The sequence below is a fragment of the Pseudomonas sp. GL-B-12 genome, from assembly GCF_019955895.1.
Lineage (GTDB): Bacteria > Pseudomonadota > Gammaproteobacteria > Pseudomonadales > Pseudomonadaceae > Aquipseudomonas.
In genome coordinates this window covers 41,133-57,785 of the sequence record NZ_JAHBCX010000003.1, presented here as the reverse complement: position 1 = coordinate 57,785, position 16,653 = coordinate 41,133, and the positions used below count along the sequence as shown (strand labels likewise).

Here is a 16,653-nt window from a genome sequence, read left to right as displayed (position 1 = left end):
ACAAAAATCCACGGAGAACCGCCATGTACCAACTTTTCATCGAAGGCCTGCAACGCCTCGGGCGCGCGCTGATGCTGCCGATCGCGATCCTGCCGATTGCCGGCCTGCTGCTGCGCCTGGGCGATACCGACCTGCTGAACATCGCGATCATCCACGACGCCGGCCAGGTGATTTTCGCCAACCTGGCGATGATCTTCGCCATCGGCATCGCGGTCGGTTTCGCCAAAGACAACAATGGTACGGCGGGTCTTGCCGGAGTGATCGGCTACCTGGTGATGATCTCCACCCTCAAGGTGCTCGACCCGAGCATCAACATGGGCATGCTCGCCGGGATCGTCAGCGGCCTGATGGCCGGCGCGCTGTACAACCGCTTCAAGGACATCAAGCTGCCGGAATACCTGGCGTTCTTCGGGGGCCGGCGCTTTGTGCCGATTGCCACCGGGTTCGCCGCCGTGGGGCTGGGCGTGGTGTTCGGCTACATCTGGCCGCCGATCCAGCACGGCATCAACAGCTTCGGCACGCTGATGATGGAAAGCGGCAGCTTCGGCGCATTCGTCTTCGGCGTGTTCAACCGCCTGCTGATCGTCACCGGCCTGCACCACATCCTCAACAACATGGCGTGGTTCGTGTTCGGCAACTTCACCGACCCCACCACCGGCGCGCTGGTGACTGGCGACCTGTCACGCTACTTCGCCGGCGACCCGAAAGGTGGCCAGTTCATGACCGGCATGTTCCCGATGATGATCTTCGGCCTGCCCGCCGCCTGCCTGGCGATGTACCGCAACGCCCTGCCGGAACGGCGCAAGGTGATGGGCGGGATCTTCCTGTCGATGGCGTTGACCGCGTTCCTGACCGGCGTCACCGAGCCGATCGAATTCGCCTTCATGTTCCTCGCGCCGTTGCTGTTTCTGCTGCATGCGTTGCTGACCGGCCTGTCGATGGCCATCACCAATGCCCTGAACATCCATTTGGGCTTCACCTTCTCCGGCGGCTTCATCGACATGATTCTTGGCTGGGGCAAGTCCACCAACGGCTGGCTGGTGTTCCCAGTGGGCCTGGCGTATACGGTGATCTATTACGTGGTGTTTGATTTCTGTATCCGCCGCTTCGACCTGAAGACACCGGGCCGCGAAACCAGCGCTGCCACCCCGCAGGTTGCGGTGGCCGACAATGAACGCGCCGGGGCTTACATAAAGGCCTTGGGCGGTGCCGAAAACCTGATCACCGTCGGCGCCTGCACCACGCGCTTGCGCCTGGACATGGTGGATCGCAACAAGGCATCGGATACCGATCTGAAAGCGCTCGGCGCCATGGCCGTGGTGCGTCCGGGCAAGGGCGGAAGTTTGCAGGTGGTGGTGGGGCCTTTGGCCGACGCGATTGCCGATGAAATTCGCCTGGCGATGCCGGCGCTGGGTCGCGCCTTGGTGTCGTCACCAGCGGCAGAAATCGACGCACCTCCACCTGCCGCCGTGGCAACACCCGAGGCCCAGCAATGGCTCAATGCCCTGGGCGGTGGCAACAATGTGCTGCAACTCGATTGCATCGCGATGACCCGCATCCGTCTGCAACTGGACAATGGCAAAGCGTTGTCGGAGTGTGATTTGAAAGCGTTGGGTTGCCAGGGAGTCAGCCAGTTGGAAGGTGGCATCTGGCATCTGTTGATTGGCGACAAGGCACCGAGTGTGAGTGATGCGCTGGAAGCGTTGGTCAATCGTACTGAGGTGAGTGCCAAGGTTTAGCACCTGATTGCCGGCCTACATCGAACCAATGTGGGAGCGGCGGCGCGGCGATCCGACTTGCTCGCGAAGAGGGAGTGTCAGTCAACATCAATGCTGACCGACCCGCCGCCTTCGCGAGCAAGCCCGCTCCCACAGTTTTGATCAGTGTACATTCGTTGAACGGCTTGCAACAAAAAACCCGCTGAAATCACTTTCAGCGGGTTTCTCATTTCAGCAGCCGGGAAGATCAGAAATCCTCCAGCCGCCACACTTCATAAGCCGGTGTCTCGTAGGGATGGCTCTGCTTAAGAGCCGCCACCACCGAGCGAATCAACTCATCCGCCACCACCAGCTCAACCTTCCATTCCTCGACCTGCTCGACCTGCCCTGCCTCGCCAATGAACGGCTGACTGCCGTCCAGTGGACGAAACTGACCGAGGCCCAACACCTGCCATGCACAGTGGTCGTAAGCACCGATTCGACCGCCACCGGCGGCGAATACGGCACTTTTGACCACTTCGACATGACTGTCGGGAACAAAGAAGCTGAGCTTGTACACGGCTATCAGTTCACCCAGACGCGAGCGTTACGGAACATACGCATCAGCGGTGCATCTTCGTTCCAGTCATCGGAGCGCCACGAGTTCTGCACGGCGCGGAACACACGTTCCGGGTGCGGCATCATGATGGTCACGCGACCGTCGCGGCTGGTCAGGCCGGTGATCCCGCGCGGCGAGCCGTTCGGGTTGGCCGGGTAGCTTTCGGTGACCTTGCCGTGGTTGTCGACGAAACGCATCGCCACGCAACCCGACAGATCGGCTTCCAGCAGTGCTTCTTCGCTGGAGAACTCGGCATGGCCTTCGCCGTGGGCGATGGCGATCGGCATGCGCGAACCGGCCATGCCTTGCAGGAAGATCGAGTTCGACTCCTGGATCTGCACCATGGCAACACGGGCTTCGAACTGCTCGGAACGGTTGCGCACGAAGTGCGGCCAGAACTCGCTGCCCGGGATCAGCTCGTGCAGGTTGGACATCATCTGGCAACCGTTGCACACGCCGAGGGTGAAGCTGTCGTTGCGTTCGAAGAAGCCCTGGAACGCATCGCGGGCACGGCTGTTGAACAGTGCGGATTTCGCCCAGCCTTCACCGGCACCCAATACGTCGCCGTAAGAGAAGCCACCGCAAGCGACCATGCCCTTGAACTCGTTCAGGTCGACACGGCCGGCCAGAATGTCGCTCATGTGCACGTCGATCGCGTTGAAACCGGCGCGGTCGAACGCGGCCGCCATTTCCACCTGACCGTTGACGCCCTGCTCACGCAGTACGGCAACCTGTGGGCGAATGCCTTTCTTGATGTAAGGCGCGGCGATGTCCTGGTTGATGTCGTAGCTCAGCTTGACGCTCAGGCCCGGGTTGTCTTCTTCCAGCAGCACGTCGAACTCTTGCTCGGCGCAGTCGGCGTTGTCACGCAGACGCTGGATCTGGTAGCTGGTCGCGGCCCACTGGCGTTGCAGCAGACGACGCTGGCCTTCGAACACGGTGTCACCGTTGAAGGTGATGCTGATCTCGCCATTGTTGATTGGCTGACCGATCACCGACACGCAATCGCCCAGGCCGGCGGCGCTGAACTGCGCGAGGATGTCCGGGGTGGCGTCCTGGCGAACCTGGATCACGGCGCCCAGTTCTTCGTTGAACAGGATGGCGGCGATGTCGGCGGAGGTTTCTGCCAGACCGTCGAGGTTCAGGCTCAGGCCGCAGTGACCAGCGAACGCCATCTCGACAACGCTGGTCAACAGACCACCGTCGGAACGGTCGTGGTAAGCCAGCAGGTGACCGTCGGCGTTGAGGCCCTGGATCACCGCGAAGAACGCTTTCAGGTCTTCGGCGTCATCGACGTCCGGAGCCTGCTTGCCGAGCTTGCCGTGAACCTGCGCGAGGATCGAGGCGCCCATGCGGTTCTGGCCGCGGCCGAGGTCGATCAGGATCAGGTCAGTGGTGCCCTTGTCCATGCGCAGTTGCGGGGTCAGGGTCTGACGGATGTCAGTCACTGGCGCGAATCCGGTCACGATCAGGGACATCGGCGAAGTGACGGACTTGTCCACGCCTTCATCGTTCCAGCGCGTGGCCATGGACATCGAGTCCTTGCCCACCGGAATGGTAATGCCCAGCTCAGGGCACAGCTCCATGCCGACCGCTTTCACGGTGTCGTACAGGCGTGCGTCTTCACCCGGGTGACCGGCAGCGGACATCCAGTTCGCCGACAACTTGATGTCGGAGATCTTGCCGATGCGCGAAGCGGCGATGTTGGTCAGGGTTTCGCCGATGGCCATGCGGCCCGACGCCGGAGCGTCCAGCAGTGCCAGCGGAGTACGCTCGCCCATGGCCATGGCTTCACCGGTGTAGACGTCGAAGCTGGTGGCGGTGACGGCAACGTCGGCTACCGGAACCTGCCATGGGCCGACCATTTGGTCACGGGCCACGAGGCCGGTGATGGTGCGGTCGCCGATGGTGATCAGGAAGCTCTTGCTCGCCACGGCCGGGTGATGCAGGACGCGCTCGACGCAGTTGGCGATGTCGAGGGTCGACGGATCGAAATCATCGCCCAGCTCGTTTTCACGAACCACCGAACGGTGCATGCGCGGAGCCTTGCCCAGCAGCACTTCCAGCGGCATGTCCACCGGGCTGTTGCCGAAGTGGCTATCGGTCACGGTCAGCTGTGGTTCAGCAGTGGCTTCGCCGACCACGGCGAACGGGCAACGCTCACGTTCGCAGATCGCCTTGAAGCGTTCGAAATCCGCCGGGCCGACCGCCAGTACGTAGCGTTCCTGGGATTCGTTGGACCAGATTTCGTGCGGGGCCATGCCCGGCTCGTCGTTTGGAATGTTGCGCAGTTCGAAACGGCCACCGCGGTCGCCGTCGTTGACCAGTTCCGGGAAGGCGTTGGACAGACCGCCCGCACCCACGTCGTGGATGAAGCTGATCGGGTTCTTGTCGCCCAGTTGCCAGCAACGGTCGATGACTTCCTGGCAGCGACGTTCCATTTCCGGGTTTTCGCGCTGTACCGAAGCGAAGTCCAGGTCCGCCGAGCTGGTGCCGGTGGCCATGGAGGAAGCCGCGCCGCCGCCCAGGCCGATCAGCATCGCCGGGCCGCCGAGCACGATCAGCTTGGAGCCGACCAGGATCTCGCCTTTCTTGACGTGTTCTTCACGGATGTTGCCCATACCACCAGCCAGCATGATCGGCTTGTGGTAACCGCGAACTTCGTCACCGTGCGGGGTGGTGATCGATTGTTCGAAGGTACGGAAGTAACCGGTCAGGGCCGGACGGCCGAATTCGTTGTTGAACGCAGCGCCGCCCAGCGGGCCTTCGATCATGATGTCCAGGGCGGTAACGATGCGCTCAGGCTTGCCGTACGGCACTTCCCACGGCTGTTCGAAGCCCGGGATTTGCAGGTTGGACACGGTGAAACCGGTCAGGCCAGCCTTCGGCTTGGCGCCACGGCCGGTCGCGCCTTCGTCGCGGATTTCGCCACCGGAACCGGTGGATGCGCCCGGGAACGGGGCAATCGCGGTCGGGTGGTTGTGGGTTTCAACCTTCATCAGGATGTGCACCGGCTCCTGCACCGCGCCGTACTGGCGGGTCTCAGGGTCCGGGAAGAAGCGACCGGCGACGGAGCCGACGATCACCGAAGCGTTGTCCTTATAAGCCGACAGAACGCCTTCGCTGTGCATCACGTAGGTGTTCTTGATCATGCCGAACAGGCTTTTTTCCTGGCTCTGGCCGTCGATATCCCAACTGGCGTTGAAGATCTTGTGACGGCAGTGCTCGGAGTTCGCCTGGGCGAACATCATCAGTTCGATGTCGTGCGGGTTGCGCTTCAAGCCGACGAAGGCGTTGACCAGATAGTCGATCTCGTCTTCGGCCAGGGCCAGGCCCAGCTCGGTGTTGGCTTTTTCCAGCGCGGCACGGCCGCCACCCAGCACGTCGATGGCGGTCAGGGGTTTCGGTTCGGCGTGGCTGAACAGGCCGGCGGCCTGTTCGAGGTTGCCCAGGACGATCTGGGTCATGCGGTCGTGCAGACCGTCGGCGATCAGCTGGGCTTCAGCGTCGCTGAACTGGCCGGCCACGTAGAACGCGATGCCGCGCTCAAGGCGCTGGATTTTCGCCAGGCCACAGTTACGGGCGATGTCGCTGGCCTTGCTCGACCACGGCGAGATGGTGCCGAAACGCGGCAGCACCAGAAACAGACGACCGGTCGGTTCCTGTACCGGAACGCTTGGACCGTACTTCAGAAGGCGCGCAAGCACCTGCTGTTCGTCGCCGGTCAGGACGCCGGTAACTTCGGCGAAGTGAGCGAATTCAGCATACAGGCCACTGACAGCCGGAACCTTCTGGCTCAGTTGCTCAAGGAGTTTGCTGTGGCGAAAGGCAGAAAGGGCAGGAGCGCCGCGCAGGATCAACATCTTCGGGACAGCCTCGGGAAGGGGTGTGCTTTGAGGCCGTGCATTCTAGCCTAAACAGCCCGCGACAGCACCCGAAACGCTACGCACGGTTGCACCCGGGCGTCGATCTGTGTTTCTGCCTCGAAAGTCAGGTTAACCGAGTGTGTGACGACAGCTTATTTTTACTGTAACAAAATGCAGACAAAGCCCATTCCTGCGGGGTTTCGGCCGGTTTTGTGATCTCTAGCAGACTAGCCCCTCACTGTCGAGATATGGCGCCCGTGGTCCTTTGCGTATACTGCGCAAATGTTTTTCCCAACGGCTTTGCGTCCGCGGTACGCCAAATGGCTCATCGCAACCGGACTCTTCCTGATGCTCGGTGGCTGTGTTGATAAACCCAACACGCTCGAGCGCGTAAAGGAGGATGGTGTGCTGCGGGTGGTTACCCGAAACAGCCCTGCCACCTACTTTCAGGATCGCAACGGTGAAACCGGCTTCGAATACGAGCTGGTGAAGCGCTTCGCCGACGATCTGGGGGTCGAGCTCAAGATCGAGACCGCCGACAACCTCGATGACCTGTTCAACCAGGTCGGCAAGCCCAACGGCCCGGTGCTGGCGGCGGCCGGTCTGGTCAGCAGCGAAGAACGCAAGAAGCAGGTGCGCTTCTCCCACTCCTATCTGGAAGTCACCCCGCAGATCATCTACCGCAACGGCCAGTCCCGGCCGACCGATGCGAAGGATCTGGTGGGCAAGAAGATCATGGTGCTCAAGGGCAGCACCCACGCCGAACAACTCGCACAGCTGAAACAGAAATTTCCCGGCATCGAATACGAAGAGTCTGACGCGGTTGAGGTCGTCGATCTCCTGCGCATGGTCGACGAAGGTCAGATCGACCTGACACTGGTCGACTCCAACGAAGTGGCGATGAACCAGGTGTACTTCACCAACATCCGGGTCGCCTTCGACCTCGGTGATGCCAGCAACCAGAGCTGGGCCGTCGCCCCGGGCGACGACAACAGCCTGCTCAACGAAATCAACGATTACCTCGACAAGGTCAAGAAGAACGGCACCCTGCAACGCCTCAAGGACCGCTACTACGGGCATGTCGACGTCCTCGGCTACATGGGCGCCACCACGTTTGCCCAACACTTGCAGCAACGCCTGCCCAAGTACGAACAGCACTTCAAGTCATACGCCAAAAAAGAGAAAGTCGACTGGCGCCTGCTCGCGGCCATCGGGTATCAGGAGTCGTTGTGGCAACCGGCGGTCACGTCCAAGACCGGCGTGCGCGGCCTGATGATGCTGACCCAGAACACCGCGCAGGCCATGGGCGTGTCCAACCGCCTGGACCCCAAGCAGAGCATCATGGGCGGCGCCAAGTACCTGGCCTACATGAAAGACCAGCTCGACGATTCGATTCAGGAACCGGACCGTACCTGGTTTGCTCTGGCAGCCTACAACATCGGCAGCGGGCACCTGGATGACGCACGCAAACTGGCGGCCAAGGAAGGGTTGAACCCGGACAAATGGCTGGATGTAAAGAAAATCCTGCCGCGCCTGTCGGAAAAGAAGTGGTACAGCAAAACCCGTTACGGCTACGCCCGTGGCGGCGAACCGGTACATTTCGTGGCGAACATCCGTCGCTACTACGACATCCTGACCTGGGTCACGCAGCCGCAGCTTGAGGGCGACCAGGTCGCCCAGGGTAAACTGCTTGTTCCGGGGATCGACAAGACCAAGCCGGCCCAAGAGCCCGCCCCGCTCTAACAGAACAACCGAGATCAAATGTGGGAGCGGGCTTGCTCGCGAAAGCGGAGTGTCAGCCAACAGAGATGTTGAATGATAAACCGCCTTCGCGAGCAAGCCCGCTCCCACAGGGTTTTGTGTTGGTTTTTAAGCTTTGGCAGCCGCCGCCAGAATCAACGCCTTCATCTCCGAAACTGCCGACTTGAAGCCAACGAACAGCGCGTGGGCCACCAGCGCATGGCCGATGTTCAGCTCGTTGATGCCCTTGATCGCCGCCACGGCTTCAACGTTGTGATAGTGCAGGCCATGGCCGGCATTGACGATCAGGCCCTGGGTCAGGCCGAAGGCCACGCCATCGGCCACACGCTTGAGTTCTTCGGCGACTTCGGTCGGCGTCTCGGCATCGGCATAACGCCCGGTGTGCAGTTCGATGGCCGGTGCGCCGACACGGCGGGATGCTTCGATCTGGCGCTCATCGGCGTCAATGAACAGCGACACTTCGGAGCCGATCTTCGACAGGCGCTCGACCGCCGCCTTGATCCGCGCTTCCTGACCCGCCACGTCCAGGCCACCTTCGGTGGTCAGCTCCTGGCGGGTTTCCGGTACCAGGCAAATGTGCGCCGGGCGGATGCGCTCGGCGAACTGCATCATTTCCTCGGTGACGCCCATTTCGAAGTTCATGCGGGTTTGCAGCACGTCCTTGAGCAGCAGAACGTCGCGTTCCTGAATGTGCCGACGGTCTTCGCGCAGGTGCACGGTGATGCCGTCCGCGCCCGCCTCTTCCGCGTCCAGTGCAGCCTTGACCGGGTCCGGGTAACGGGTGCCCCGGGCCTGACGCAGGGTGGCAACGTGGTCGATGTTCACGCCAAGAAGAATGCGGGTGCTGGTGGTCACGGAAAGCGCTCCAGAAGAAGAGAAAGTTCGGTGCACAGCATACGGGGAGACTACGGCTTGCGAAACAGCTCGCGACTGACCAGGGGACGACCGCCCAAGTGAACGGCCAACGCCTGGCGCATCAAGCGCTTGGCAGCAGACAGAGCGCCGGGGGCGGACCAGTCAGCTTCAGCCATCGCCAGCAGCTCGGTGCCGTTGAACAGGCCCGGTTGCAACAGGTAGACCCGCTCCAGCCCCGCGTCCACTTGCAAACGGTAGAGGCCGTCCGGCGCGATGGGCTGATCATGAATATCAGTCGTCAGGGAAAAACCGTAGCCGAGGTCATCGAGCAAGCGCCATTCGAAGGAGCGCAGCAGCGGCTCCAGTGGGCGACCTTCGGCCAGGGCCAGCAAGGTGGAGGCGTAATGATCGAACACCGAGGGGAGCGGATCTTCAGCGGGCAACAGGCGAATCAGCAGTTCATTGAGGTAAAGACCGCTGAACAGCGCCTCTCCATTGAGCCAGGTTGAAACACCGGCGCTTTCCATGCGCCCGACATTCTTCAGCTCGCCCTTGCCCCGAAACTCCACTTCCAGCGGCACGAATGGCCGCGCCAACGTCCCGGCCTTGCCCCGTGCACTGCGCAACACCGCCCGCAGCCGGCCTTGCGGCGTCAGGAAGTCCACCAGCGCACTGTTTTCACGGTAGGCGCGGGAGTGGAGGACGTAGGCGGGTTGGGCAATGGGTTGGGACATGGAACTCTCAATGAACTGTAGGAGCGAGCTTGCTCGCGATGGTGGGTAACGATAACGCGGGCATTCTGAATGAACACGGCGCTTTCAAGTCCATCGCGAGCAAGCTCGCTCCTACAGGGGGCCTTGCGAAATATTACAGATCGCCATAACCCAACGAACGCAATGCACGCTCGTCATCGGACCAGCCACCCTTCACCTTGACCCACAGGTTGAGCATGATCTTGGAGTCGAACAGCAGCTCCATGTCCTTGCGCGCTTCGGTGCCGATACGCTTGATGCGCTCGCCCTTGTCGCCAATGATGATTTTCTTCTGGCCATCGCGCTCGACGAGGATCAAGGCATGGATGTGCAGGGTCTTGCCCTGCTGCTTGAACTCTTCGATTTCAACGGTGATCTGGTACGGCAGCTCGGCGCCCATCTGGCGCATGATTTTCTCACGCACCAGTTCGGCGGCGAGGAAACGGCTGCTGCGGTCGGTGATCTGGTCTTCCGGGAAGAAGTGATCGTTTTCCGGCAGGTGCTCGGCAATCACGCGTTCCAGTGCATCGAGGTTGTGCCCGTGCTGTGCGGAAATCGGGATGATCTGCGCATTCGGCAACTGCTCCTGCAACCAGCTCAGGTGCGGCATCAGCTCGGCTTTGTCTTCGATGCGATCGGTCTTGTTCAACGCCACGATCAGTGGGCCGGTCACGTACTGGACGCGCTCGAGAACCATCTGGTCTTCTTCGGTCCACTTGGTGCGATCGACCACGAAGATCACCACGTCGACGTCTTTCAACGCCGCCGAAGCAGTCTTGTTCATGTAGCGGTTCAGGGCCTTCTCGCCACCCTTGTGCATACCGGGGGTGTCGACGTAGATAGCCTGCACATCGCCCTCGGTCTTGATACCGAGCATGTTGTGACGGGTGGTTTGCGGTTTGCGCGAGGTGATCGCCAGCTTCTGACCCAGGATGTGGTTCAGCAGCGTGGACTTGCCCACGTTCGGACGGCCGACGATGGCAACATAGCCACAGCGAGTTGCGTTTGTATCAGTCATTGCCATTCTCCACACCCAGGGCAATCAGTGCTGCGGCGGCCGCTACCTGTTCGGCAATACGACGACTCACACCCTGACCTCGGCTTTTTTCATTCAGTAAGATGATTTCGCATTCGACGAAGAACGTCCGGCAATGCGGCTCACCCTGGATATCCACCACTTCGTATCGCGGCAGCTCACAACCACGGGACTGCAGGAACTCTTGCAGGCGGGTCTTTGGATCTTTGTTGGTGTCGACCAGTGTCAGGCCTTCGAACTCGCCGGCCAGCCAGGCGAGCACACGCTCGCGGGCCATTTCCATGCCGGCATCGAGGTAGATAGCACCGATCAACGCTTCGAGGGCATCGGCCAGAATCGACTCGCGACGGAAACCGCCGCTTTTCAGCTCGCCCGAGCCCAGGCGCAGGTATTCGCCCAGATCGAAACCACGGGCCAGTACGGCCAGGGTCTCACCTTTGACCAGACGCGCGCGCAAACGCGACAACTGGCCTTCGCGGGCCAGCGGGAAACGCTCGAACAGCGCCTCGCCGGCGACGAAGTTGAGAATGGCGTCACCGAGGAATTCCAGGCGTTCGTTGTTACGCCCGGCAAAGCTGCGGTGAGTCAGGGCCAGGACCATCAGTTCCTGATCCTTGAAGGTGTAGCCGAGCTGACGCTCTAGACGGCTTAGGGAGACGCTCACGGTTTACCCACGCTGAGTTCGTGGCTGGATTCCACCGCCATCGCCGTAATGCGGCGCAGGCTTGGGACAATTAACGCTGTGTTCAAAAATAACGTCCTGAATATCATTGTTTTCATGCCTCTGGCCCCCGAATCTGCCGGTTCCAGAAATGCATTCGGCGCTGTGTTCAACAGCGCCGTGTTTGATTACTTGATCAGGCCAACCCGCGAGAAATTCGGCAGGTGGCTGAGTTTGGGTTCCGGCCAGCTCATCCAGACCGCGAAGGCCTTGCCGACGATATTCTTGTCGGGAACCATGCCCAGCAGATCCTTGGGAATGTTCGGATCATCCCAGTAGCGACTGTCGTTCGAGTTATCGCGGTTGTCGCCCATCATGAAGTAGTGCCCGGCCGGCACGGTCCACGAATGGTCCGGCATTGCGCGGTAGCGGCTCATTTCCTTGCGGATCATGTGCTCGGCCGCGCCGAGTTTTTCCTTGTAGAGCTCAGCGCTGCCCAGCGTGCCCGGCTCGGCGCCGACCAGTTGCTCGGCAATCGATTGACCGTTGACGAACAGGCGCTTGTCGGCGGTGTAGCGAACCGTGTCGCCCGGCAAACCAACCACACGCTTGATGTAGTTGACGTTCGGGTCGCTCGGGTAGCGGAACACCATGACATCGCCGCGCTGCGGATCACCGACTTCGATGACTTTCTTGTCGATTACCGGCAAGCGGATCCCGTAGGAAAACTTGCTCACAAGAATGAAGTCGCCGACATCCAGGGTTGGCTTCATCGAACCGGAAGGAATCTGGAACGGTTCCACCAGGAACGAACGCAGCACCAGCACGATGAACAACACCGGGAAGAACGATTTGCCGTATTCAACCAGCAGCGGCTCTTTGTTCAGCTTCTCGACCACGACCATGTCAGGCTGGCTGACGCTGCCCTGATAGGAGGCGATGGCGGCACGCCGACGCGGGGCCAGGACCAGCAGATCGAGCAACGCCAACAGGCCGCAGACGAACACGGCGATGACCAGCAACAGCGGGAAATTTAGTGACATAGGACCTAACTATCCAACCTGAGCACTGCAAGGAAGGCTTCCTGTGGAATTTCCACGTTGCCGACTTGCTTCATGCGTTTTTTACCGGCCTTTTGCTTTTCCAGCAGCTTCTTCTTACGGCTGACGTCACCACCGTAGCATTTGGCCAATACGTTCTTTCTGAGCGCCTTGACGGTTGTCCGCGCAACAATCTGCCCGCCAATGGCGGCCTGGATTGCCACGTCGAACATCTGCCGTGGAATCAGTTCTTTCATCTTCTCGGTCAGCTGGCGACCTTTGTAGTGCGAGTTGTCACGGTGCACGATCAGCGCCAGGGCATCGACCTTGTCACCGTTGATCAGCACGTCCAGTTTCACCAGACTAGCCGATTGATAACGATCGAAATGGTAGTCCAGCGAAGCATAGCCGCGGCTGGTGGATTTCAGACGGTCGAAGAAGTCCAGGACCACTTCGTTCATCGGCAGGTCGTAGGTCACTTGTACCTGCGAACCGAGGAACAGCATGTCGACCTGTACACCACGTTTTTCGATGCACAGGGTAATGACGTTGCCCAGGTGCTCTTGCGGCACAAGAATATTGGCGCGCACGATCGGCTCGCGCATGTCTTCGATGGAAGACAGATCCGGCAGCTTCGACGGGTTATCGACGTAGATCGTCTCGCCGGTCTTGAGCAGCAGTTCGAAGATTACCGTCGGCGCCGTGGTGATCAGGTCCAGGTTGTACTCGCGCTCCAGGCGCTCCTGGATGATTTCCATGTGCAGCATGCCGAGGAAGCCGCAACGGAAGCCGAAGCCCAGTGCGTCGGAGCTTTCCGGTGTGTATTGCAGCGACGAATCGTTCAGGGTGAGCTTTTGCAGCGCCTCGCGGAAGTCTTCGAAGTCGTCGGAGCTGACCGGGAACAGACCGGCGTAAACCTGCGGCTGAATACGTTTGAAGCCTGGCAGCACGTCGACGTCCGGCGTCGAGCTCAAGGTCAGGGTGTCGCCCACTGGCGCACCGTGAATGTCCTTGATGCTGGCGATGATGAAGCCCACTTCACCGGCCTTGAGGTCAGCGGTAGGGGTGTGCTTCGGGTTGAATACACCGACGCTGTCCACCAGGTGGATCTTGCCGGTGGACTTGACCAGGATCTTGTCGCCCTTCTTCACACGACCGTGGCGCACGCGTACCAGGGAAACAACGCCCAGGTAGTTGTCGAACCAGGAGTCGATGATCAACGCTTGCAGCGGATCTTCGTAGTTGCCGGTCGGTGCAGGAATGGTGGCGACCAGGCGCTCGAGCACTTCATCGACGCCCAGACCGGTCTTGGCAGAGCAAGTGACCGCGTCGGTGGCATCGATGCCGATGATTTTTTCGATCTCTTCCTTGACGCGGTCCGGATCGGCCTGTGGCAGGTCGATCTTGTTCAGCACCGGCATCACTTCCAGGCCCTGCTCGATCGCGGTGTAGCAGTTGGCAACCGACTGTGCCTCGACGCCTTGACCGGCATCGACCACCAGCAGCGCGCCTTCACAGGCAGCCAGCGAACGGCTCACCTCATAGGTGAAGTCGACGTGGCCGGGGGTATCAATGAAGTTCAGCTGGTAGTTGATACCGTCGCGAGCCTTGTAATACAGGGTAACGCTGTGCGCCTTGATGGTGATCCCGCGTTCACGCTCGAGGTCCATGGAGTCCAGGACCTGGGCTTCCATTTCGCGCTCGGCGAGGCCGCCACACATCTGGATGAAGCGATCGGCCAGCGTCGACTTGCCATGGTCAATGTGGGCGATGATGGAGAAATTGCGGATATGACTCAAATCACTCACGGATCAACACTCAAAAAGGCTGCAGGCATAGCCCGCCGAAAAATAGCCGGGAATTGTACCTGATCCACGGCGCAAGCGTCACGTTCGCAGGTCAGACGGTGCCTACAAAAACGCCCCGGTCTTGCGACAAGGGCGCTTTAAATCGTCAAAGCGGTCGGAAAATGCCGACCATCAGCCTGCTCGACGCAACAGCCAGAGCCCCGCCACAGCACAAACACCCGCCGGCAGCAGCACCGAAAGCAACGGTGGGAAGCCGAATACCAGGCTGGAAGGCCCCAGCAAATCCTGGACGATACGGAAGGTGAAGCCCACCAGCACACCGGTGAACACACGCTGGCCGAGAGTTACCGAACGCAATGGACCGAAAATGAAGGAAATGGCCATCAGCACCAACGCGGCAGTGACTAACGGCTGCAACACCTTGACCCAAAATGCCAGCCAGTAGCGGCCATTGTTCAGCCCCTGGTCAGCCAGATAATGGATGTAGCCCCACAGGCCGCTGATCGACAGCGACTCTGGCACCATGACCACGGTGTTCAGCAACTGCGGACTCAATGCGACTTCCCAACGCTCGATCGGGGTCGAAACCACTTCGGTGCTGCGCTCGTGGAACAGCGTGGTCGTGACGTCCGTCAACTGCCAGTGATCGGTGTCGAACTCGGCACGCTTGGCGAAGCTCGCCGACAGCATGTGCCGTTCGTTGTCGAAGCGATAACGGGTCACGCCATACAGGATGCCGTTGGGTTGTACCGAGTTGACGTGAATGAATTCATCGCCCTGGCGGTGCCACAAGCCGTGCTTGGCGCTTTGTGCATCACCGCTGCCCTGGGCCAGAGAGCGATTGGCCTGTGCGGTGGTTTCGGCAGGCGGCGCGATGTACTCGCCGACCAACACACCGGCGAGCATCAATAGCAGCATCGGTTTCATGACCGCCCAGACGATCCGGCCGATCGACACACCAGCGGCACGCATGATGGTCAGTTCACTGTTGCTGGCCAGGCTGCCCAGACCGATCAGGCAACCGATCAGCGCGGCCATCGGCATCATTTCGTACATCCGGCGCGGCGCGGTCAGCGTCACATAACTCAGAACATCGACCAGGGTGTAGGTATCGGTGACTTCACTCATCTCGTCGATGAAGGCAAACAGTGTCGCCAGACCGAGAATGATCCCGAGCACCGCCAGAATCGCAATCAACACACTGCTACCAATGTAGCGATCCAGCTTAACCACGGGCCACCTCCAGCGCGCTGCGGCGACTCGCCCTCTTCAAACACAGGGGTTCCCAATAAAGCAGGCCCAGGCCAATACCCAGGAAAATCCCGTGCACCCACCACAAGCCCAGCACCGCGGGGATCTTGCCCTTGTCGAGGGCACCGCGGGCGGCAATCAGAATGGTCAGGTAAAGCATATAAAGAAGAATCGCCGGCAGTAATTTGAGGAACCGGCCCTGACGCGGATTGACCCGCGACAGCGGTACCGCCATCAAGGTCACGATGAACACCAGCAATGGCAGTGACATGCGCCATTGCAACTCGGCGCGCAAACGAATGTCTTCACTGCCGATCAACTTACTGGTCGGCATCGCATCACGGTCGGTGACTTCGTCGCTGACGTCCGGTTTTGGCAACAACACGCCGTACTCGTCGTACTTGATCGCCCGGTAGTCGGCCTGCCCTGGATTACCGTCATAGCGATAGCCGTTATCAAGGATCAGGTAACGGTTGCCGTCCGGGCGAATTTCCTGACGCCCCTTTTCTGCCACCAGGACAGAAATTCCGCGATCCTTGTTATTGGAGCTGATGTTTTTTTGCGAGATGAACACACCGCCCAGATTGACGCGGTCATCCGACATACGTTCGGTGTAGGTGACCCGGGTACCGTCTCGCAGGGCCTGGAAACGCCCTGGCTCCAGGGTATCGAATTCGGTCAAGGCATCCTGCTTGTTCAGTAGCAACTGAAACTGGTTGGCCCCTTGTGGCGCCAGGCTCAGGCTCAGCCACGCCACGACGAGTGCAACCAGGGTGGCCGGAAACATTGTCATCCAAACCAGCCGTTGCTGGCTCATGCCGGTGGCCGAGAGCACGGTCATTTCACTTTCGAGGTACAGGCGCCCGTAGGACAACAGGATCCCGAGAAACAGCCCCAGCGGCAGGATCAGCTGGAGGAAGCCTGGCAGACGAAAACCCATGATCAGGAACAGCGACCCCGGATCCAGCAGGCCCGAGGCCGCCTGGGCGAGGTACTTGATGAAGCGACCGCTCATGATGATGACCAGCAGCACGGCGCTGACGGCGCTCAAGGTCAACAGGACTTCGCGGGATAAATAACGGAAGACGATCAAACCAGACACTCCAGGGTTGTCAGGCTAAGGCGGCCAAACAAGCAAACGTATCGGACAGCCCGCAAGGCGGAGCCGCCGAAAAAAGATGGCGCATTATCCTGTGATTGGGTGCGCCTGTCACTGCGCAATGCATTGGGGGGTGTAGGAGCGAGCTCGCTCGCGAAGGTCGTCAACGATAACGCGAAGAACCTCAAACCCCGCGTTGGTCTCAGGT

General features: G+C 60.4%; 12 protein-coding genes. 2 read left to right on the top strand and 10 right to left on the bottom strand.

Features of this window, described 5'->3' with window-relative positions; translation table 11 throughout:
* Positions 1 to 23: 23 nt before the first annotated feature.
* Entirely contained in the window at positions 24 to 1,739 is a 1,716-nt protein-coding gene (nagE, locus tag KGA85_RS01650; RefSeq protein ID WP_223458636.1) for an N-acetylglucosamine-specific PTS transporter subunit IIBC, read from the top strand.
* A gap of 226 nt (positions 1,740 to 1,965) precedes the next feature.
* On the opposite strand, the gene KGA85_RS01645 is transcribed toward nagE, so the two are convergent.
* Together KGA85_RS01645 and purL are read right to left on the bottom strand one after the other, a co-directional pair.
* Positions 1,966 to 2,277 (bottom strand): YqfO family protein, encoded by a 312-nt coding sequence (locus KGA85_RS01645; RefSeq protein ID WP_008053216.1) that lies wholly within the window; start codon positions 2,275 to 2,277, stop codon positions 1,966 to 1,968.
* A 5-nt stretch (positions 2,278 to 2,282) separates the two neighbouring features.
* The gene (purL, locus tag KGA85_RS01640) at positions 2,283 to 6,179 is read right to left on the bottom strand and encodes a phosphoribosylformylglycinamidine synthase (RefSeq protein ID WP_223458633.1); all 3,897 of its coding nucleotides are present in this window, start codon (positions 6,177 to 6,179) and stop codon (positions 2,283 to 2,285) included.
* A gap of 285 nt (positions 6,180 to 6,464) precedes the next feature.
* Here purL and mltF point away from each other — a divergent pair, with 285 nt between their 5' ends.
* A complete protein-coding gene (gene mltF, locus KGA85_RS01635; RefSeq protein ID WP_223458631.1) occupies positions 6,465 to 7,925 on the top strand; it encodes a membrane-bound lytic murein transglycosylase MltF in 1,461 nt (486 codons plus the stop codon).
* Positions 7,926 to 8,051: 126 nt separating this feature from the next.
* Here mltF and pdxJ read toward each other — a convergent pair whose 3' ends face one another.
* The 8 genes from pdxJ to lptF all read right to left on the bottom strand — a co-directional run bounded on the left by pdxJ (position 8,052) and on the right by lptF (position 16,439).
* The gene (pdxJ, locus tag KGA85_RS01625; RefSeq protein ID WP_223458629.1) at positions 8,052 to 8,798 is read right to left on the bottom strand and encodes a pyridoxine 5'-phosphate synthase; all 747 of its coding nucleotides are present in this window, start codon (positions 8,796 to 8,798) and stop codon (positions 8,052 to 8,054) included.
* Positions 8,799 to 8,848: 50 nt separating this feature from the next.
* Positions 8,849 to 9,532 carry a DNA repair protein RecO gene (recO, locus tag KGA85_RS01620; RefSeq protein WP_223458627.1) on the bottom strand — a complete coding sequence of 228 codons (684 nt, stop codon included), beginning with the start codon at positions 9,530 to 9,532 and terminating at the stop codon, positions 8,849 to 8,851.
* A gap of 133 nt (positions 9,533 to 9,665) precedes the next feature.
* Positions 9,666 to 10,568: a GTPase Era gene (era, locus tag KGA85_RS01615; RefSeq protein ID WP_007973959.1), complete on the bottom strand. Its 903-nt coding sequence runs from the start codon at positions 10,566 to 10,568 to the stop codon at positions 9,666 to 9,668.
* Complete coding sequence (rnc, locus tag KGA85_RS01610) at positions 10,561 to 11,250, bottom strand: ribonuclease III (RefSeq protein WP_008053221.1); 690 nt, start codon at positions 11,248 to 11,250, stop codon at positions 10,561 to 10,563. The genes era and rnc overlap by 8 nt, the downstream gene beginning before the upstream one ends.
* A gap of 185 nt (positions 11,251 to 11,435) precedes the next feature.
* Positions 11,436 to 12,290, bottom strand: coding sequence for a signal peptidase I (gene lepB, locus KGA85_RS01605; protein WP_223458625.1), 855 nt, complete (start codon positions 12,288 to 12,290; stop codon positions 11,436 to 11,438).
* Positions 12,291 to 12,295: 5 nt separating this feature from the next.
* Positions 12,296 to 14,095, bottom strand: a complete 1,800-nt coding sequence (gene lepA / locus KGA85_RS01600; protein WP_223458623.1) for a translation elongation factor 4 — start codon at positions 14,093 to 14,095, stop codon at positions 12,296 to 12,298.
* Between the two features lie 171 nt (positions 14,096 to 14,266).
* On the bottom strand, positions 14,267 to 15,328 hold the full coding sequence (gene lptG, locus KGA85_RS01595; protein ID WP_223458622.1) for an LPS export ABC transporter permease LptG: 1,062 nt from the start codon (positions 15,326 to 15,328) through the stop codon (positions 14,267 to 14,269).
* Positions 15,321 to 16,439 (bottom strand): LPS export ABC transporter permease LptF, encoded by a 1,119-nt coding sequence (gene lptF / locus KGA85_RS01590; RefSeq protein WP_223458620.1) that lies wholly within the window; start codon positions 16,437 to 16,439, stop codon positions 15,321 to 15,323. Before lptF ends, lptG begins: the two co-directional genes overlap by 8 nt.
* Positions 16,440 to 16,653 lie beyond the last annotated feature (214 nt).